Annotated in this window: 15 protein-coding genes; 7 read left to right on the forward strand and 8 right to left on the reverse strand. The window is 36.6% G+C overall.

The window, feature by feature from the left end; all coding sequences use genetic code 11:
• Nucleotides 1-2 precede the first annotated feature (2 nt).
• Nucleotides 3-401, reverse strand: a complete 399-nt coding sequence (locus L6469_RS10900; protein ID WP_006281682.1) for a helix-turn-helix domain-containing protein — start codon at nucleotides 399-401, stop codon at nucleotides 3-5.
• A 4,980-nt stretch (nucleotides 402-5,381) separates the two neighbouring features.
• Between L6469_RS10900 and L6469_RS10905 the strand changes: the two genes are divergently transcribed.
• Nucleotides 5,382-6,044, forward strand: a complete 663-nt coding sequence (locus L6469_RS10905) for a ParA family protein (protein WP_006281683.1) — start codon at nucleotides 5,382-5,384, stop codon at nucleotides 6,042-6,044.
• A gap of 201 nt (nucleotides 6,045-6,245) precedes the next feature.
• Nucleotides 6,246-6,740 (forward strand): hypothetical protein, encoded by a 495-nt coding sequence (locus tag L6469_RS10910; protein WP_006281684.1) that lies wholly within the window; start codon nucleotides 6,246-6,248, stop codon nucleotides 6,738-6,740.
• A gap of 1,373 nt (nucleotides 6,741-8,113) precedes the next feature.
• On the opposite strand, the gene L6469_RS10915 is transcribed toward L6469_RS10910, so the two are convergent.
• Nucleotides 8,114-8,725 carry an HAD-IA family hydrolase gene (locus L6469_RS10915; RefSeq protein ID WP_006281685.1) on the reverse strand — a complete coding sequence of 204 codons (612 nt, stop codon included), beginning with the start codon at nucleotides 8,723-8,725 and terminating at the stop codon, nucleotides 8,114-8,116.
• Between the two features lie 252 nt (nucleotides 8,726-8,977).
• On the opposite strand from L6469_RS10915, the gene L6469_RS10920 reads away from it, so the two are divergent.
• The 3 genes from L6469_RS10920 (at nucleotide 8,978) to L6469_RS10930 (ending at nucleotide 12,860) form a co-directional block, all read left to right on the forward strand.
• Nucleotides 8,978-9,391, forward strand: a complete 414-nt coding sequence (locus tag L6469_RS10920; RefSeq protein ID WP_006281686.1) for a secondary thiamine-phosphate synthase enzyme YjbQ — start codon at nucleotides 8,978-8,980, stop codon at nucleotides 9,389-9,391.
• A gap of 162 nt (nucleotides 9,392-9,553) precedes the next feature.
• On the forward strand, nucleotides 9,554-11,443 hold the full coding sequence (locus L6469_RS10925; RefSeq protein ID WP_006281687.1) for a heavy metal translocating P-type ATPase: 1,890 nt from the start codon (nucleotides 9,554-9,556) through the stop codon (nucleotides 11,441-11,443).
• A 109-nt stretch (nucleotides 11,444-11,552) separates the two neighbouring features.
• Nucleotides 11,553-12,860, forward strand: coding sequence for an inositol-3-phosphate synthase (locus tag L6469_RS10930; protein ID WP_006281688.1), 1,308 nt, complete (start codon nucleotides 11,553-11,555; stop codon nucleotides 12,858-12,860).
• A gap of 129 nt (nucleotides 12,861-12,989) precedes the next feature.
• Here L6469_RS10930 and L6469_RS10935 read toward each other — a convergent pair whose 3' ends face one another.
• The gene (locus L6469_RS10935; RefSeq protein WP_006281689.1) at nucleotides 12,990-14,261 is read right to left on the reverse strand and encodes an aminoacetone oxidase family FAD-binding enzyme; all 1,272 of its coding nucleotides are present in this window, start codon (nucleotides 14,259-14,261) and stop codon (nucleotides 12,990-12,992) included.
• A gap of 167 nt (nucleotides 14,262-14,428) precedes the next feature.
• Here L6469_RS10935 and crcB point away from each other — a divergent pair, with 167 nt between their 5' ends.
• Nucleotides 14,429-14,809 carry a fluoride efflux transporter CrcB gene (gene crcB / locus L6469_RS10940; protein ID WP_006281690.1) on the forward strand — a complete coding sequence of 127 codons (381 nt, stop codon included), beginning with the start codon at nucleotides 14,429-14,431 and terminating at the stop codon, nucleotides 14,807-14,809.
• A gap of 19 nt (nucleotides 14,810-14,828) precedes the next feature.
• Complete coding sequence (locus L6469_RS10945) at nucleotides 14,829-15,161, forward strand: DUF190 domain-containing protein (RefSeq protein ID WP_006281691.1); 333 nt, start codon at nucleotides 14,829-14,831, stop codon at nucleotides 15,159-15,161.
• An 8-nt stretch (nucleotides 15,162-15,169) separates the two neighbouring features.
• Here L6469_RS10945 and L6469_RS10950 read toward each other — a convergent pair whose 3' ends face one another.
• From L6469_RS10950 to L6469_RS10970, 5 genes are all read right to left on the reverse strand, one after another.
• Nucleotides 15,170-15,877: a tyrosine-protein phosphatase gene (locus L6469_RS10950; RefSeq protein ID WP_027453661.1), complete on the reverse strand. Its 708-nt coding sequence runs from the start codon at nucleotides 15,875-15,877 to the stop codon at nucleotides 15,170-15,172.
• A 58-nt stretch (nucleotides 15,878-15,935) separates the two neighbouring features.
• Nucleotides 15,936-18,332, reverse strand: a complete 2,397-nt coding sequence (locus tag L6469_RS10955; RefSeq protein ID WP_006281693.1) for a GumC family protein — start codon at nucleotides 18,330-18,332, stop codon at nucleotides 15,936-15,938.
• 130 nt (nucleotides 18,333-18,462) lie between these two features.
• Complete coding sequence (locus L6469_RS10960; protein ID WP_006281694.1) at nucleotides 18,463-19,260, reverse strand: polysaccharide biosynthesis/export family protein; 798 nt, start codon at nucleotides 19,258-19,260, stop codon at nucleotides 18,463-18,465.
• 378 nt (nucleotides 19,261-19,638) lie between these two features.
• Nucleotides 19,639-20,541 (reverse strand): glucose-1-phosphate thymidylyltransferase RfbA, encoded by a 903-nt coding sequence (rfbA, locus tag L6469_RS10965; RefSeq protein WP_027453664.1) that lies wholly within the window; start codon nucleotides 20,539-20,541, stop codon nucleotides 19,639-19,641.
• 31 nt (nucleotides 20,542-20,572) lie between these two features.
• A complete protein-coding gene (locus L6469_RS10970; protein WP_027453665.1) occupies nucleotides 20,573-21,124 on the reverse strand; it encodes a UpxY family transcription antiterminator in 552 nt (183 codons plus the stop codon).
• Between the last annotated feature and the right edge of the window lie 40 nt (nucleotides 21,125-21,164).

Genomic DNA, 21,164 nt, shown 5'->3' on the forward strand with positions numbered 1-21,164 from the left:
GATTATATTAACGATTTAATGCCAAAGTCGACATGAACCTTGGATAAATATTTAATGAGATTTTTCTTGGTGTACCCCCTGCCCTTCTCGATATTGATAATTGTACGGGCAGACAATTTAGTAGCCATACCTAATGAGGCCAAAGACCATCCTTGCTCTACACGAAGTGCTCTGAAAGCAGCTCCAGCTTCTAATAAGTCGGTTACTTCAGTTTCGTTAATGAGCAAATGGGCATTGAGAATCGTTAGATACTTTAACAAGGTATCAAAGGTATAATTCTCCCCTCTCTCGATATGATATACCGAGACAGGATAGAGCCCTCGTTCCTGCAAAAGTATAAAAGAAACCTCTTGCGCTTCCCTCAGTTTTTGTATTTTACGTTCTATTGTCTGTAACTTCATACTCCTATTTAAATTTCGAAGAAATGAATTGCTGCACAAAGGTAGTTTTATTTTTGATTACTACCAAAAAATATAACGGATTTTTCCCTTTTTTGTCGCAAATACGACAAATAGGGAGTATTCACGAGGGGGTACATTACTTGCAAAGTGCTACGTGTTTTCTTTTTGGTCGTCCATTTACAGGAAAAACTTGGCTACTTTATCCTCTATTTACCCCATTAAAAAGAAACTCCCTATTTGTCGCCTAGTGTAAATTACCCCGAAAACTCCCTATTTGTCAGCAAATAGAATTTGACCCAAAAACTCCTTATTTGTCGCATTATTAAGGATTCTTGTCTGTCATGAAATACTCCTATTCTGTCGCTCAATTTTGTAACTGGTTGATATTAGCATTTTTGAAAAGGCGACAAAAAATGGAAAACTCCATTATATTTTTCGACACTACCTACAACTGTATACATGAGATATACAAAATTTGATGATATAAAGCTACTAATTTGTCGCTATAACAGTACAAATACCTTATTTTAAGGCAATTTAGAAATAACAAAGACAAGAAAACTCCCTATTTGTCGAACTACTATTTCAATATACTCCATAAATGTCGAAACAAAACTACTAATGTGTCTACTAAATCTTCCTAACTTGTCTAACCAATACTACTAAAGTGTCGATTTATATTTGTGCATTCTTTTGATCTTCAGACAATTACAGCTTTCTAACTAATAATCAAATAAAAGACTCAAAAGATTGTCTAAATCCAAGAAAGTATCAATTTTAAATTTTCTTTTTTGATTTTCATTTCAAAATTTAGTTTTTTATCAGGCTTTTGGTGGTTTATTCAAAGTCTATGGTGAGGTTTTTCTTCTGTTTTTGGGGGGATTTTTTCTTTTTTTTCGAAATTACGCGCGAATTTTTCAAGAATTTGTCATGTGATTCCTGATCATCAATAAAATTATATAGAGGAAGTGATGGAGAAAAAATCTATATGGATTATTTAGCCCCAAAATATATCCGGGAAGTGAATAAGTCATTTCTTCTCTAGAAACGTCTCTACACTCTTGAAAACACGTTTAAAACTGAAATCATGAGACCGTTTATAACGAGTATTTTGCGAATTTCTTGTTTACCCGCTAAATACATAAGATATGTTATTGCTCTATACCCAGGTTGGAATTCATTGAGAATTTCATTTTTTTTCTTCTTGCTTTCAATTATATTTCATTAAATTTTCGCTTCTCAACTGCATTCAGTATATTATTTTCATAAAGTTCCTAACTTGTCGATTATTTTATCGTATTCATTTGTTACATTGCTCCTATTTTGTCGCTGACATTACTAGAATCTTTACATATCAGTGCGTTATAACTTTTCATCGAAAAGGAATTGTTAGTGTAAAATATGGTTTATTTCTTCAAATACGCTCTTATGCATACCCTTTATTAGCTATATTTTGTTTAATTATTTATTAATTTTATAATTAATATGACGATCAGAGATCTTAATCTTCCTATTTTGTCGCTTATCTATTCCTAATCGCTCCATATATGTCGGCTACATCTTCCTATCTTGTCACTTCAAAACTCCTAATTTGTCTAATTAAACCTCCTAACTTGTCGTTGGCATGTTCTGTAAATATTTGATTTTCAGTCATATACGCAAGCTTAACTATATCTTAGATATTGATCTAATAAAGATTGTCTAATCTTTTGAAGTTTATAATTTTATCCTTTTTTTCTGATTTTCATTTTATTTTTTCCATTTATTTCGACATTTTAGTTACGCGCGCGACAAATTAGGTGTATTCTTTTTATTTCTTTTGTTTTGGTCCTATTTTCTTTTTTCTTTTATTCTTTTTCGGCGACTTATTAGTAGTATTTCTTATTTTGGTTGACTTTTTGGCGGCGACATATTAGGAACTTTTGTTAAAACTTCCATATATGTCGTCCTTTATATCTTTTTTCTATGTCTTTTATAGTTTTGTTTTTTAGAGGTTTCGTCTTCTTTTCCCCTGTCGTTTATGCGCCTAATTTGTCGCACTTTAATGGTGTATATTATATTCTTGAATGTGATAAATTTTGTTTTGTTCATCCCTATATTCCTTGCAGCCTTTCCTCTTTTATGTGTATTACCAATTGTAAAGTGTTTATAATCAATAAGTTATTTATCTTGTATTATACTATCATTTAATGTAATGTACTTTTCTTTTTTTTGTCGCTCTTTTATTTTTTAACCTTTATATTGCTCCCAATATGTCGCATTTGTTTTGTCTTGTCTTTTTTTCCAACTTGATTATGATTAATTGTTCCCTATATGTCGTAGGAAACTTCCCTATATGTCAGCGCGATACTCCTAATATGTCTTCTTTTCGATTTTAGCACTATCATTATTTATCATGAAGTCTTCATTTTTTTGTCGCACTTTGGCCTTACTTACTTATTTACTGTCTTGATATTCAGTCTGTTATGTTATATTTGTGAATATATAATTTAAATCGTTTTTTATTTTTTCTTTTTATTAAAACTTCCTTATTTGTCTAATCAATACTACTATTTTGTCGTATATGTTTTTATGTCTGGCATTACTTATTTGTTGTAATTGCTTTTTCATTTTTTATTTTTTGTTTTGGAGTATAATACGCCCTATTTGTCGTTCTTCCTATTTTTTTATTTTAAAGTTGTTCTAATCTTTTGGTTTGTTTGTCTTATATCCTTTTCTTTTTTATCTTTTTCTATTATGCCATCTGCGACACGTTGGGAGCTTTTGTTTTTTTATCTTTTTTATTATCCTCTCCCTATTATTTGGTATTTTTGTTTTATCCATTTAGCCTTTGTATCTTCTATTTCAGCTCTTGATGTCTTTTACTATTCTGGTGAGTTCGTGAGTAGACAGTCTTTTTTTAAGTAGTTATAATGATTTAATTGTTTTTCTTTTTTATTTCTTTACTCTTCATTATATATATATATAACTATTTATGTTGTGATATTATTTATTAATATAAGAATATAAATATATTAAATCAATAACACATAAATCATAAAGCACTATACATTAATGATAAATATTCTATTATTAGTACTTTCTCTTATATTATTTAATTTTGTAATAAGCTCTTCTTTTTTCATTTTGATATTTTTACGTTCGCCTAAATTGTTTCTTATGCGTCCTTATTTTTTTTTGTTATCGAGATTCTCTCATTCTAATTTACCTATTTCAATGCTCTGTTTTGATCTTCTATTTTATTTATTTCTTCTTCATTATTCTTTATTATTTACAAAATAGGGGATTTTTTTTCTATTTCGACATTTTTAGTCGAACTTTTTTCATTTGTTTTCTAGTTTTGTTTGTTTATCTATATTATTTTGTAAAGCGTTGATTATCAATTGTTTATAGATTTTTATATATTTCTTTTTCTATGTAAATTCTTTCTTTTTGGTTGATTTTCCCCCTCCAAAATTTTAATATTTTCCATTGTCATTGGTATTTGGCCGAAATTCTAGAATTTTAGCGATTTTTTTCGCTGATTTTTTATCAATTAGCTCTCAATTTCCATTAAATCCTTTTTTGTCTTTTGTCCCTTTTTGATTTCCTTTGTATGTTTCTTTTTCAGGTTTACTTGGACAGTAATTATAATTGAAGCCTTTTGCCTATATTTTATTTTTCTCTTTTACAATCTTTTTTGGGGTAGTCTTTGTATGGTTAAGTTTTCCTATTGAATTATTGGTTTTATGTTTTTCGTTTTTTGGTGGGGTAGGGTAGATCCTGGTCCACTTTATAGTCTTAAGTTTTTTATTTTACTCAAATCATTTGTTGTTTTGGTTTTCTTATCTCGATGGTTTTGTTTATTTTTTTTAGTCCTCCTTTTTTTCAAATTTTTCTTTTATTATATGAAATTCTTATTTTGTTGTTATATATATGACTTTCGGTATTTTTGTTTTCGCACTATAGTAGGGGAGATTATCTATTTTCTCTGTAACTTTGTTTCTTTGTTTGCCTCTATTTATTCTTTCTACTTTTTTATTATATTATACATCAATAAATTTATTATATATAGATATTTGAATATATGTATATATAATCAATATGTTTAATTATTTAAATATATACATATGTAGTTTATTGTTTCGTGTAAACTTCAAATGTTTTTGATTTTTCTAAGTGCTTATTTTGACATCATTAAATGTTGATGGTTCTATTTTTTGTTCTCATCATTTTCTTTTTTCATTTTCTTTTTTTATATCCATGGTATAATTTTTTATTTATTTTATCTTAGGGTAGGGGAGTATATTTGTTCATGTATTTATGCAAATATATATCATTTTTATATTTAATTATTTTTTTATTTTAATCAATCATTAAATGTTTCTCTATTTTTGTTTTTCAATATTTCTTTGTTTATTCATTTCTATTTTGAAGTAAATATACATGTAGATAAATATGTATATATATAACTGTGTTAATGTTACTTTGTCTATCTATATATAAATATAAATATACCACTATATTAATATGTATTGATACAAGTATATTCTTATCTAGCTAAATAAACATATCTATATACTATAGTATAAACATATAACTATATCTCTATTTACCTATATAAATAAATTTAAGTCTAAATATCTAAATAAGGAAAAGATTAAATAACTAAGAATATAATACAATAATAATATAAATGTACAGATAACTATGTATATATACAACTAAATATACTAATGTATCATTATACTATAGTTTAAATATAGTTATATATAAATACCCTTATATCTTATAATATATTTGTTTTAATATTTGTTTATATCATTATTTTTTTGTCTTTTTATCCCTTTATTCTTTTATTGAATTACTTATCTACTTATTTGTAGAAATATTCAATTAATTATTTGGATATTACGATATTTATCTTTATATTTGCATCTGTATTTATATATCGCTTGTTTCATTTGAAGCAGGCTTTTATTCAGAAAAACGAGCAATAAAATGGCTAAAAATAAGAAGATAGTATTCGCGAACCAGAAAGGTGGTGTTGGTAAGTCTACACTCTGTATTTTGTTTGCTAATTATTTAGCATATAAGAAGCAGGATGTTTGTATTATTGATACCGACCTTCAGAAAACAATAGCAGGTCAGCGTACTAAAGATTTGCAGATATTTGAGGAAAATGATATGCCTTATGAAGTTCAAGAATTCGATGTTCAGGATCCTAAAATGATGAAGCAGCTTATGGATTCTGCCTCAGAAGTAGATGGATATGTTCTCTTTGATAGTCCAGGTAATGTGGGTGAGGATGGTCTTGTTCCTATGTTTGTTAATGCTGATGCTATTATTATTCCATATGAATATGAAGATAAATGTCTTGATTCAACAGGAACTTTTGTTCAAGTTCTTACCGCAATTCAGCAAAAATTTCCTCAGATGAAAGCTGATTTATTCTTTGTACCAAATAAAATAGATACGCGTATAGGTACTTCTGATGAAATAAAAATGTGGAAAGCTACTGATGATATCTTCTCTAAATTTGGTCGTGTTACACCAAGAGTTGGCAGTAGAGCTACTCTAAAACGTATTAATACTGCAGAGCTTTTAGCTACTCAGCGTGATGCTGTAGCTGCCGCATTTGATTATATAATAAAGAAAGCATAAGTTATTTATTCTATTTTAGTATATGTTGATGGATACTTTTAAAGTATATGTATTTATTGTTTTGTACTTAGTCATATAAGTATCCTTTTAATTAAATATATAAGAATGTAGATAAATAAGATTATATGTTTTTCATTATTTAATGATATATCCTTTTATATAAAAATATAGTTTAACGTTTCGACAAATATATATATAGATATGGCTAAGAAAAAAACGACTGTTGCTTTACCTGGTGGTATCAAAAATTTAGTTCATACAGTTCAGAATTCTGACACTGATGCTCAGATTAAACGTGATGTTATAGCTGCAGAAATTGCGGCTTCTGATGATAATGATGAAGATGATGATCATGCTCAGGTGGTTGCTTCTTCTGTAAATACTTCAGCAGTAAACTCTCAAGCAAGTGCTTCATCAAAGTCGGGATCAAAATCAGAAAAATCAGAGAAAGCTGCTGAAGAATTAGATTCATGGACTCTCTTTCTTAATTTGGCTGGTGATTATAAGAAGAAGCAAAGTAAGTTGTCTACTGTTTATATTGATAGTAATCTTAAAGATATCTTGGATCGTTTGAGATCTGCTGAAGGAATTAAACTTCCATCAACAGCTATCCTAAGTAGTATTGTTGCCCGTTTCGTTTATGATCATGAAAAGGAAATTAAAAAAGCTCTTTTCGGCGACAAAAAGTTACTATAATATAAAATAGGATTATATTTAACTTTTATATTTGGAAAATCTGATTGGTCGAATATTTTTTAATGAGTAGATGTTCGACCTATCATATTTTCGTCTATCTTGATATTGTTTGATATTTTATTTTCTTTTCTTCTTATTATTATTTTTCCTTTTTCGTTTGTTCTTTATTTTTGCAATCCTTTTTAGCTTCTGTTTTTCCCTTTTATGTTTTATACGAATGCAGTTGTCTTTTTCATAAAGTTTTCATTCTATAAAAAACTCGCTCAAAATTCGCAAATTTGAGAGCAAGTTGTTAGTTGGTCGAGAATTTTAAAATTTTGAAAAAATCACTTTTTTGATCTATTTTTGAAGGAATTTATGTCTCATATTCCGTGGTTTTACGCATTTGTAGCGATTTTCGCTTTTTTGATAAATCTGTTATGCTATAGAAATTAGATATCCTTTCTTAATCGCTCCTTAAGTAATGTGCTTAAATAAGTTCATACTTCAGCACGCTTCTGGCCTACTTCAATACATATTTTTTGCACGAGTTATACCTGTAATAATTCCGTTTCGTTGCTATGTCATGTAAGACTGCATTGTTATTGGTATAGTTATGATAGGATATTCTGCTCCTGACTTTTACTTTTGAAATGTAAGATATATTCTTAAAGAATATAATATTGTCATAATTATTCTAACGTTTTATTGCTTGATTTCCCTTGTGATCTTTATATCCGCTTGGTTGTAAATATGAGCCTGTAGAATTAAGAAATTGCTCTTGAATGAAATTGAAATTACCTGTGCCTACTACAGAATATGGTATGGGGGCCAGTACAAGAAAGTCATCAATAGTAACTTGCTTGTTTTAGGTCATCGGTTGCATATAATCGATAACATTGCCGTGTAATATTACAATTTCCAGATAAAATGGTTGATTTCTAACATAATACTGCAATTAATGCCCGTGATGATATTTGATATCTGAGTCTAGCGAAAAATCTTAGTATGTTTGATGACTGGTATGACTCTAATCCAGTACCATTACTCTGAAACCTTTGTTTTATCTTAGTTGATTAGTGGATAGAATTATGTTATGATCTATTTACAGTTGATGTATATTTTTTATTATGTAATAATTTATTTTGTTATTTTTTTTGTAGTATTTGATTTCTATTTAAGCAAGTAGAGAAGCCGTAGGCGATGTCGTTGCACTTTCTATTGTACACAGAAATCTTTTTCTGAAGTGTCGTTTTGCAATGCTTGTGTACAAACGAGTTAAACTCGTAGCAAAGGCACACAATTTCTATCTTACTCCAAAATGGAATGAAAAAACGTATTGCTGATGCGATAAAAGTGCGTCCAAGTACCAAGATGATTTCAATATCCAGATTTTATAGCTGTTTCCATGCTTTATTTTGTTCAAGTTGATTAGAAACAACGAGTTCTGCTATCAGCCCCATTTTTCTCCCAGCTTCTACATTTTCAACCCTATCGTCTAGATAAAGCGTCTCTTCCGGTTGAATGCCGGTTGATAAAATCATTTGTCGGTAAATATCCGCATCAGGTTTCGCCACATGCATAGCATACGACAAAAAAACATCATCAAAGCAATCTTCTACATGCATACCCAGTTCTTCAATTTGCCTAACACACGTGCGCCATAGCGTTTCGTTGATATTACTTAATACAAATACCTTATATTTCTTGCGTAACTTTCTTATTTTTAGCAGTCTTTCCTTCGGTAATTCACCAGCTAGGATATTTACTACCCCCTGAAGTTGTGCCATTGATACCCGTTTACCACATAGTGCCAGCATCTCTTGCATTACCTCGTCAGTTGGGCGAATACCGTTGATATATTCATCCATTAATCGCTTTATTCTGCGATGATACCACAGTTGCTTCCATATCGGCACATGCAGGTCCCTAAATGCCTGCTTAATCATCTCGTTGTAGACGTTTACCACCACGCCACCATAATCTAGTATGATGTTTTTAATCATATAGTATTGTAATTATAATATATCGTTTCGTTAATAATTTGTTGACAAAGATAGTATATTTTGACGGTAAAGTCACAAAAATTATTTGTTAAAGCCACGATATTTAGTTAACAACTGAAGGAATGTGAATCTTAACCTTATTTTATGGTGACAAAAAAGCTTTCCGTGACGTCTTATCAACAAGAAATATCGATTATCATAACGTTCAGATACCGATAATTTCTGATATTTTGACTTTCATCAAGAATTATAATGTTTCAGCAAATACAATTATTTTTAAAGCCGCGTTGTAGAGGATTTCATCTTGTTACGAGTGAAATTCTCTCACAATTGCCAACGCTCCCTAAAGTGGGATTGCTTCATCTTTTTATTCAGCATACCAGTTGTGGATTAAGTCTCAATGAGAATTATGATCCGGATGTACGTGTTGATATGGAGACCATTTTCGATCGGCTTGTCCCAGATGGGCATCCCTCATATGTGCATACCCTAGAAGGGCCTGATGACATGGCCGCACATGCTAAGTCTTCATTAGTTGGTGCATCTCTGACAATTCCGATAACAGATGGTCGACTCAACTTAGGTACCTGGCAAGGCATTTATCTCTGTGAATTTCGTAATGAAGGAGGGCAGCGCAAAATTATTGCCACGATTATGGGAGAATAGATAATGCCCAAATAGAGGTCGCTAAAGATAGATTCCTTACCATGGCGACCTATTATTTAGTATTTCTTCGATTTTGCGATTTTTTCGGTCAATATGTATTTTTGCAACCCAGTTGCAAGCTATAGTCAGTATCTTTGCCCCAGAAATCAAAAAATCGAAAATATGAATAAAAAACTCATTCGGATTATTGTTTCGAGCGTGCTTTTGGCAATATGCGCGTTTATCGAACATACCCAGCATTTGCCGGTATGGCAATTACTAATCCTTTATCTCGTACCCTTCCTTGTAGCAGGTTATGATGTTATAGCAGAAGCACTTGAAGGAATCATGGAGGGAGAACCCTTCAATGAAGATTTTCTGATGTGTGTAGCTACCATTGGAGCCCTCTTTATCGGTTTTCTTCCTGGCGCAGAAACAGAATTTGCAGAAGCAGTCTTCGTTATGCTTTTCTTCCAGATTGGTGAACTTTTCGAAGATTACGCTGAAGATAAGAGTCGTGACAGTATTCTGGAACTGATGAATATCAATCCCGATGTAGCGCACGTCATGCAAGATGGCCAACTGACTACTTGTTCTCCGGAACAGGTGAATGTGGGTGATATTATAGTGATACAGCCAGGCGAAATGGTTCCTCTCGATGGTAAGGTAATTGAGGGCAGATCCAGTCTGAATACAGCAGCACTTACTGGTGAGAGTCTTCCTCGCGAAGTCGATTTGGGTGATGAGGTTATCTCGGGCTGTATCAATCTTTCTGGCGTTCTCCAGGTGAAGGTACTCAAGCAGTACGGACAGTCTACGGCTCAGAAGATTATCAATTTGGTGGAGAATGCTTCAGAACGAAAATCGAAGAGCGAAACTTTTATCGCCCGATTTGCCCATGTCTATACGCCGATAGTGGTGTTCGCTGCTATAGCTTTAGCTTTTATTCCACCGATATTCTCCGGTCATTTTGCTGAGAGTTTTCCAGCATGGCTTGGTCGGGCACTTACCTTCTTGGTCGTATCTTGTCCTTGTGCATTGGTCATCTCAGTTCCGTTAACCTTCTTTGCTGGTATCGGCGGTGCATCGCGTCAGGGTGTGCTCATCAAGGGAGGCAACTATATGGATACCTTAGCCAAACTTCGCATGGTGGTATTTGATAAGACGGGTACGCTTACAGAGGGAAAATTCTCGGTTACGGATATCCATCCAGAAAAGATCAGTAAAGACGAACTGCTTCATCTGGCCGCTCATGTAGAGCGTTATTCTACGCATCCGATAGCACAGTCACTCCGATTAGCTTATGGACATGAGGATGATAATTGTGAGGTGTCTGAAGTCGAGGAAATGGCTGGGCATGGTGTTCGTGCTTGCATTAATGGTAAACAGGTATGTGTGGGTAATCGTAAGATGCTCGACGATATGGGTATTAAGACCGATACTTGTAAACGGTGTATAGACCAAGTTGCTACCGAAGTACATGTGGTTATTGATGGTGAATATGCCGGACATATTTTGGTGGCTGATTTGGTGAAAAAGGATACTGTAGAAGCTATTCAGATGTTGAAAAAGGCGGGGATAGATCGTCTTGTCATGCTCACGGGTGATAAAGAAAATGTCGCCAAACAAGTAGCTGACAGTATTGGTATGGACGAATACCATGCCGAACTGTTGCCGGTCGATAAGGTTAAGATTGTAGAAAAACTGTTGAATCATTCTTCTGTGGAGCATCGCGGAACGTTAGCTTTTGTTGGCGATGGAATAAATGATGCACCAGTATTGGCTCGCGCAGATGTCGGTATCGCCATGGGAGCCCTTGGATCAGATGCAGCTATCGAGGCTGCAGATGTCGTACTGATGGACGATAAACCATCTAAAATCGAGACGGCTATCCGTATAGCCAGAAGAACAATCGGCATCGCACGCCAGAATGTAGGTTTTGCGATAGGGGTGAAGATAGCCGTACTTATTCTTGCAGCAGTGGGGGTGGCCACGATGTGGATGGCTGTTTTTGCAGATGTTGGTGTTATGGTTTTAGCCGTTCTTAATGCGATGCGTGCTATGAAAAAATAGTAAAAAACCAGCTATGGATGACTCGCCTTAGCTGGTTTTTTGTATCTTTGCATTCTGTATAAAAACAAACTGAAATTATAAACCATAAACCGAATAATTATAATTCATCATGTTACAATCTAATGTTAAACCAGCTGAAGGAAAGTTGGGTATCCTCGTTGTAGGATGTGGTGCCGTATCTACCACTTTCATGACTGGTGTTTTGATGGCAAGAAAGGGCCTGGCTAAGCCTGTAGGCTCAATGACGCAATACGACAAAATAAGAGTAGGCAAAGGCTCTGACAAAAAATATCTTTCTTATAGTGAAATTGTGCCATTGGCCGATCTTAAAGATATCGTTTTTGGTACATGGGATGTTTATCCTCAGAATGCGTATCAGGCAGCTATGTATGCCGAGGTACTCAAGGAGAAAGATATTAACCCTGTACGCGAAGAACTTGAGAAAATAGTGCCAATGAAGGCCGCATTTGATAAGAATTATGCGAAGCGTCTGGATGGTGACAATGTGAAGGATTGTGCGACAAGATGGGATATGATGGAGGCTTTGCGCCAAGATATCCGAGAATTTAAAGCTGCTAACCATTGTGCACGTATTGTTGTTATCTGGTCGGCTTCTACCGAGATCTATGTACCTTATAATGAGCAGTATCATGGTTCGCTTGCTCAGCTCGAAGCTGCTATGAAGGCTAACGATCGTGAACATGTGGCTCCTTCGATGTGTTATGCTTATGCTGCATTGATGGAAGGTGCTCCTTTTATTATGGGTGCTCCAAATACTACGGTCGATATCCCTGCTATGTGGGAATTAGCAGAAAAGACTAAACTTCCTATTTGTGGTAAAGATTTCAAGACTGGTCAGACATTGGTTAAGAGTGGTTTCGCACCAATCTTCAGTACCCGTTGTTTAGGTGTCAATGGCTGGTTCTCTACTAATATTCTTGGTAATCGAGATGGTTTGGTTCTTGACGAGCCTGCCAATTTCCATACGAAGGAAGTTTCAAAACTGTCTACTCTTGAGACCATCTTAAAAGCAGAAGAGCAGCCAGATCTTTATGGTGATATTTATCATAAAGTACGTATTAACTATTATCCACCTCGCAATGATAATAAGGAGAGTTGGGATAATATAGATATTTTCGGCTGGATGGAATATCCAATGCAGATTAAGATTAATTTCCTCTGTCGTGATAGTATACTTGCAGCCCCATTGCTGCTCGACCTCTGTTTGCTTTCCGATCTAGCAGCCCGTGCTGGCAAGTTTGGCATCCAGCGTTTCCTGAGTTTCTTCCTCAAGAGTCCTATGCACGATTTTACGAAGGGCGAACAAGCGGTCAACAATCTGTATCAACAGTATACGATGTTGAAGAATGCTATCCGAGAAATGGGTGGCTATGAGGCTGATGAGGAAATCGACTAATTCGACAACCGATATCGGTTATCTTTCATGATACTTTGCGTCTTTGTATTTGCTTTGCTGAAAATATGTTGGTGTATTATTTCAAGCAAAGAGCACAAAGACGCAAAATTTTTATTCTTTTGATCATGTTTATTCTGTCATAGCATGTGCTGCGACATATGCCATAGACCAAGCAGCCTGCAGGTTGAACCCTCCAGTTATTGCATCCACATCGGTAACTTCACCGGCAAAGTGGAGCCCAGGATGGTTTTTCGCCTCAAGGGTCTTGTGCTTGAGCGAACTAAGCGAAACACCTCCGCTGGTTACAAATTCATCTTTAAAGCGATTTTTGCCAGTAACATGATAGATATCGTTAGTTAGGGTGTTGATAAGTCTGTTGATATCTTTATTGCTTAACTCCTTCCATCGCATATCGACAGACAAGTTAGCACGCATCAGCAGATGCTCCCAAAGTCGGGCATTGAAGGCTTCAGGATATACGCTTGTAAGCTTCTTGTCGCGATGTTTGAGTGAAAGTTCGTGAAGCGAGAGCATGATAGTTTCTTGGTCGTCAGTAAGCCATCGTATGCTGATATCGGTTACATAGTTTTGCTCGGCTAAGATACGGGCTCCATAAGCTGATAGTTTCAGAGCTGCAGGTCCGCTTATTCCCCAATGAGTAATCAATAAAGCGCCTTCAGCCTTGAGTTTAGTGCCGGGTAGAAAGACAATAGCATCTTTCACCACAGTACCCATTAAACTCTTAAGATGTTCATCACTCAGATTAAACGAGAACAGGCTTGGATGTGAAGGGATAATCTCGAGATCAAGATCCTGAAGCATGCGATAACCAGATCCGGTTGGGTGGCCTCCTGTTGTAACCAATACTTTATCAGCTTTCATTTCGCCTCTATTGGTCTTTACGCAAAATCCTGTAGGTGAATTGCTTACAGCACTTGCAGAAGAATCACTATTGCCATCAGTTTTTTGATTCGATAAATCGATAATATGGTCTACCTGAGTATCAGTCAGAAGTTTAACGCCAAGGTTTTTCATTTCCCGCGTAAGGTAGTTAACGATTTCCATGGCATCTTGTGATGCTGGGAAAACGCATTCATCCTCCTGGGTAATCAGTCGGATACCGTTATCCTCAAACCATTGATAAGCATCTTCGTGTGAAAAATGATGAAAGAGTTTTTTCATCAATCTGAATCCACGTGGATACACTTGTTCTAGACTCTTTACCTGCGCAAAGGAATTAGTAAGATTACATCGCCCCCCTCCCGTAATGGCCACTTTTGCCAAAGGACGTTTCAACTTTTCGAGAACGGTAACTTGAGCCTCCGGACGAAGGCGTTTGATTTGGATAGCAGCAAAGCATCCTGCTGCACCTGCTCCTATGATAATTATTTGTAGCGGCATAAATATGATGTCGTTATTTCTTTTCTGTTCAAAGGTACAAAAAAAATAAGAAGAGATAAGGTTCCTGCTTATTTTTTATGGGTATTCTCAGTATATCCTTCTCCTTTTTTCGTATATTTGCAGAATAAGGTCTGTATTTAATAGATCTACTCAAACAGACATAAACAATGATAAAAGACTTCATACTCGTAGGAATCGGTAGTTTTGTGGGAGGCGGTATGCGCTTTCTTGTATCTAAGTGGGTACAGTCGCTCACGTTGCTCAGTTTTCCTTTTGGCACATTTGCCGTCAACGTACTTGGTTGCCTTATTATCGGCTTTCTCTCAGGACAGTCGTGGGGTGGCAGCATGATGACGCCAAACACCAAATTGATTCTCACGACAGGATTTTGTGGTGGATTCACTACCTTTTCTACCTTTATGAATGAGAGCGGCCTGTTGATAAAAGATGAAAACTATTTCTACTTTGTATTCTATCTATTTGGCAGTCTAGCCTTAGGTTTGTTAGCCTTACTTTTCGGTCACTGGCTTGCCATTCGATTCCTTTAGTGACTCAATACTTAATACTATGAAACGACTACGATTTTATATGAGTAATACCGATACGATTCATCATGAATCACTTTATATGGTCATTGCTAAATGGGCGCAGGATGCGGGAATGAAGGGGTGTACCATTCTGTCTGGTGTAACAGGTTTTGGGTCTTCAAGTCAGTTACACAATAATAAATTTTGGGAACTCAATATCAAGCATCCGATGGTAGTAGAAATCATAGACGAAGAGAGTAAGCTAAAAGCCTTTGTCCATGAGATCAAGTCGGATTTGAATTCCATGGGCAAGGGCTTTCTGATTACCCTGGAGCCTGTAGATATCTTAATGGATATCCAGGGTGCTCCTTAATGTAGGTACTAGGCGGTGATGCTTTTGATCTTGCGGATCATCTTGGGTGAAATTTTACGGTTTAGAATATGCTCTGCTGGTCGGAAAGAGTGAGTGTCGGTACCCGTCAAATTGTACATTTCGCGATTGAGCAGATGTTTTGCCTTCGTCTTGGCCTCTTGACCGTAAAAGCCAAAGAGAGAGGGAATATTCAGTTGCAACAGTACCCCCATTGCCTTGATTTCCCGATAATCTTTCATTTCCATATACATATACCGCTCTGGGTGTGCCAATACAGGCGTGTATCCATGGTCGATGATGTCATTCAGAATACGCTTCATACCCATCGGTGGATTGTAGTAAGAAGTTTCTACTAATACTTGATTTTGAGAGCCAAGGGTAAGAAGGTCTTCTTTAGCCAGACGATGCTGAAATTCATTATCAAGCATATTTTCTGCAGCCAGATGCAATCGTATACGTGAATCTTTCACTTGCTCCTGTAATTGTTTATATTGATTTTTCAGATACGCTGTTTTGTTGGGAATCTCTTCCATGATATGTGGGGTTAGCCACACTTCCTTCATCCCCATCGTTTCCCAAAGCTTCAGTATTTTGTTCGTTTCGCATACTGCAGACACTCCATCATCTACCCCCGGTAATAGATGACAGTGCCAGTTCGTCATGCCCTCTAGCAAATCGCTGTCGCACACTTTTATGTCATGAGATAGTAACCACATACATTACTCTAATTTTCATTTTTATCCTTTTATATACCTATCTTCTATTAGAGTCATCTTATGAAGCGTATCCAGTATAGCTTTCGCTTCCATAGGCATGATAGCCATACTGGTAACTATAGCGATGGTATCCACGATATTTCTTGGCCATTTGGGTATCGTTGAGCAGAACACCAAGATGTGGGAATTTCTTCTCTGTATAATAATATTCCACCTGTTGTAGCATATCACGCTCAAAGAGACCGGCTCTGATCACAAAAATGGTTGTGCTGGCATATTTGGCGATAATTGACGCATCGGCAACGACTTCAGCCGGTGGACAGTCGATGAAGACATAGTCGTATTCTAGGCGGAGGATGTCAATAAACTGTTTTAAGCGCTTACTAAACAGGAGTTCGGTTGGGTTTGGCGGAATGTTTCCTACAGGAACGACATCGATATTCTCGTATCCGTTCACAGGTTTAATCATCTCGCGCCAGTTCTCTATCTCGTAGTTTAGATAGTTGGCCATACCCGTGTCTGGACTTCCTACGTATTGTGATAAAGAAGCTCTTCGTAAATCTAAGTCGATGCAAATCACCTTTTTGTTTTTTATGGCAAATGAAGATGCCATATTCATCGCCAGGAATGTTTTGCCCGAACCAGGATTAGCTGATGTAAACATGATGACGCGATTACCTTGATTGGCATTGGTCATAAACTCCAGATTTGTTCTTGCCACACGGAAAGCCTCGTTGATGACATTTCTATTACCTGCTTTGACCAGTATCTTATAGTCTTCTTTAGATTTATCCTTTTTGCTGTTGTAGTGTGGAATTTCGCCCACGATAGGTGCTGTAAGACTTTCAAGATCTTTGCGTCCGCGCACTTTGGTATTGAGGTTTTCTATCACGTAAATACCTGCTATTGGCAGTAGAAACGACACGAGTAGGGCACCTATCAGTATGTTTTTACGATTTGGCGAAGTCGGTGTCATATCACCGGTAGGTGAGACTACCACACGAGTATTGTAAGCGGTAAAGGCTTGTGATATTTCGTTTTCTTCGCGTTTCTGCAGAAGAAAGAGATACAGGCTTTCTTTTACCTTCTGTTGACGTTCCACCGAGAGCAGATACTTCGCCTGTTTCGGATTTCTGGCTATGCGCGAAGTGCTAGTGCCCTCGATGTGTTGCATGCCTTTTATCTGGGCATTCAGGGTGCTGATTTGGTTGTCGATACTCTTGATGATCGACAAGCGCATTTGCCCCAGTCGCTTGTCCAGGTCTGCTACCAGAGGATTTTCAACCGACGAGTTGGCTACCAGACTATTGCGCTCTAACATTTTCTCGTTGTAGTCGCTGATCTGCTTTTCGATAGCGGCATTGTTGATACCGGAGTTGGCTGGCAGCAACTGGTGTTTATTCGCTTTGCTGCTCATGTGTTGTCGTACATATTGGGCCATGTAGAGTTGATTGTTCAGATCGGTTATCTGCATATTGGCCTGGTTGGCTGTGTTCATATACATGCGTGAGGATTCCTCCATGTCGGGTATCAGATTGTTGCTCTTGTACGATGAGATATTACTGTCCACATTTCCAAGTTCCCGTTCGATAACCTGTAGTCGGTCGTTAATAAACTTGGATGTACTGACAGCTATTTTGTTTTTGTCCTTCACCCAACTTTCGTTATATACGTCGATCAAGGTGTTGAGGAAGTCTTCGGCACGAGCGGGTGAAACATCTTTGTATTCGATGTCGATAATCGTAGACTGTTTGTCGTTTCTACTTACCTCCATTCTGCTGCCACAACTTTTCATTGCAGCCATCAGTGGAGTTTTACTCACGTATATCGGTTTGTAGGTATCCTCCTGATTCTTCGTCCATTTCAGTTTACCCACAGGGGTAGAAATAATGGTGTTTACAGGGGCAATTATCGGTTTGCAGTGTTGTTCCTTGCCATTGAGTACGAAGTCTGAGAGAGTGGCTGTACCGTTTGCATGCTGCTGTAAGGTGAATGTCGCTTGGGTATCATAGTGCATATTTTCAAATTCTACCTGTATAGGCAGATTGTTACCATAAATCGTGTTGCGGTGCATCGTACCGTCCACCTGATAGTTTATATCCAGATGTAGTCTTTTCACCACCTGCAAGATCAAGTCGGGCGACTTGATATAGACCATCTCATTATTGACATTGGTATTCTGTGCAAAGAGGCCTAGATTACCTACATTGTTAAGTTCTTCATTAATCGAAGAGGGGGCGTTTTTGCTGTCCTCCTTGATCAGGAGTGAAGCCGAACGGCTGAAAATAGGAGGGGTAATCATGAGATAACCGAAGGCTATACCTGTGCAGAGTATCAGAGAGATAACAAACCAGTACCATCGGTTGATGCAAAGCCCTATGATATCTTGTATATTGATATCTTCTTGAAAATCTAAAAATGATTCGTCGTGATTATTCGCATTAGAGATCGACATAATAACCTGCGTTAATAGTTTAGGAATATAAAAACGTATGCTCCAGTATTTGGTGATACAGGAGTTGTTTTGTAGTGTTGGATGAATCAAAAATTTTTCTTTATTATGTTTACTTACTTTTGACTTTCGTTTAGTTTACGATGTTGTAGATGAGCACAGCTAAGGATGAAGCTAGTGAAGCGATGGATATCCAGAATGAAGTAGATCTTACATTGTTACCGTTTACTGTTGTTTGTCGAGCACGAAAGTTGTTGGGTTCTACATATATCACATCATTTTGCTGTAGATAGAATGCAGGAGAATGGAGTACATCTTTGCCATTCTGCAAGTTTATGCGATATGTTTTTTTCTTACCGTTTTCATTGCGTATCACCAGCACATTTTTACGTTCGCCCTGAATGGTGAGGTCGCCTGCCATGCTGATAGCATCAAGAAGGGTAGGGTGTTCGCGGTCGATAGAGTAGTGACCGGGACGATTTACTTCGCCCAATACGTTAAAGCAGAGATTTACATATTCCACGGTTACCACAGGATCTTGTAACAGATGGCGTGAAATTAACTGAGCCTTAATGGTTTGTGCTACTTCTTCTCGGCTCAAGCCTTGTACGGGAATGATTCCGATAATAGGAAAATCAATGTTTCCCTTACTGTCGATCGTGTAGACAGACATCTGCTGTGGGGCCGAATTTATACCGTTAGCTCCTATAGTCTGACTGGTTACCGATAAGTTAAATAAGTTGCCCAGTTGAGCATCACGGCTCTTAACGACGATTGAAATCTTGTCGTCTGGTTGCATCCGGATAGCTGGCCTCTCGTTTACCGTTTCCATCTGCTTGTCACCTAAGTCGTTGAAATACGACACATTAGGTGTTTTACAACTGCCTAATACCAAAGCAGTCATTGCTACAATAAGCAATTTTTTCTTCATGCAAATTAATTTATAAATTAGTATTTATTCTAAGAAAGAAGATCTTTATTTTCAGATGTGTTGGTTATTGCAATATTCATTTCATGTTGTCATTTCGTATAGCCATTTCGGAATAACACATATTCCTTACCATGGGTATTAACGAATTTCACATATTTTCCGCAAACCTTATGTGATATTATCAGTTATCTTATATACTTCTCTAGTAAAATTATTCGATTGCAAAGTTAAGCAATTATTTTGGAATATAGCTTTGTAATATCGAAAAAGATGTTTCCCAAATGATGAGTAACAAATATGGGGTAAAATTTCTCAGCAATGCACAAAATTGGTTGTTGCTGAGAAATTTTACCCCGTTCTTGTATCTAAAGGCTTATTTTAGCCAACAGATTTACCGGTTCGCTTAACTTCTTCTATTACAGATAGCAGATATTTGCCATATTCATTCTTTAGCATAGGCTCAGCGTTTTCACGCATTTTAGCCTCGTCTATCCAACCTTGTCGATAGGCGATGCCTTCCAAGCATGCTATCTTTAGACCCTGACGTTTCTCGATAACTTCGATAAAGGTTGAAGCCTCGCTCAGGCTGTCGTGTGTACCTGTGTCTAACCATGCATAACCACGACCAAGTGTCTGTACTTTCAACTCACCGTCTTCGAGAAACTTTTGGTTAACCGATGTTATCTCCAGTTCGCCACGCGCAGATGGTTTCACATGGGCAGCGACATCTACCACTTTATTTGGGTAGAAATATAACCCCACTACAGCATAGTTGCTTTTAGGTACCTTTGGTTTCTCCTCGATGCTCAGACAGTTGCCGTTTTTGTCGAATTCTGCTACACCGTAACGTTCTGGGTCACTTACCCAATACCCGAAGACAGTAGCTTTCTTTTCTTCTTCTGCTGTACGAACAGCCTCCTTCAGTCTGGCTGTCAACCCTGCACCGTGGAAGATATTATCACCCAGTACTAAGCATACGTCATCGTCACCGATAAATTCACGACCGATAATGAATGCTTGTGCCAAACCGTCTGGTGATGGCTGTTCGGCATATTCAAATTTTACACCAAAGGCGCTGCCATCGCCTAAAAGGCGTTTGAATCCGGGTAAGTCGAATGGTGTGGATATAATCAGGATTTCTCGAATACCAGCTAACATTAATACCGAAATCGGGTAATAGATCATCGGTTTGTCAAAAATAGGGATAAGCTGTTTGCTAATACCCTTGGTAATCGGGTAGAGGCGGGTTCCACTGCCGCCTGCTAATACAATTCCTTTCATGGTTTTCTTTTTTTTGATGTATTATGAGTTTTTATTCTTTTTCTGTCGGTTTACAGCACCAGCGGCTTACCTTTATCATGATACTGATACCTGGCATATCTTTTAGCAGATAATATTTCTTCGACTTGCGAACCAGTCTACCAGTCATTCCCTTCATCGGCCCATTGGTTACTAACACCTTATCGCCCGATTTTAGACGAGCTTCTTCAGGAGTCAGAAAGATTTTCATTCTGAGTTCCGGATTACACATCTCCTCAAATTCGCGCATCTCATGACTTGATATCTCCGCATAGTGATCAGCGGTAGGGTGTGGCTTGATAATTGCCATCTTAAATGGCCATTGTGCCATTTCCGAAGGGAAGTGCTTCATATCCTCAGGTTTCTCGATAAACAACAGATTTCGTGTTACCGGTTTCAGAATATGTTTAATGCGATGATTTTCCGGATTTTCGATGTCTACATATTGTTCCGGTAAGAAGCAGTTTATTCCCTTTTCTTTCAAGAAATCTCGTATTTCATATGTTTTGAGCGAAAAGAGTTTTACCGCCAACCAGGGCTTATCATTTCTTATTACTGATTCCACTTTATCTGTTTTTTTGTTATATCGTTGTCTGTAATATATT

It is taken from the genome of Segatella baroniae B14 (genome assembly GCF_022024235.1).
GTDB classification, from domain to species: Bacteria; Bacteroidota; Bacteroidia; order Bacteroidales; family Bacteroidaceae; genus Prevotella; species Prevotella bryantii.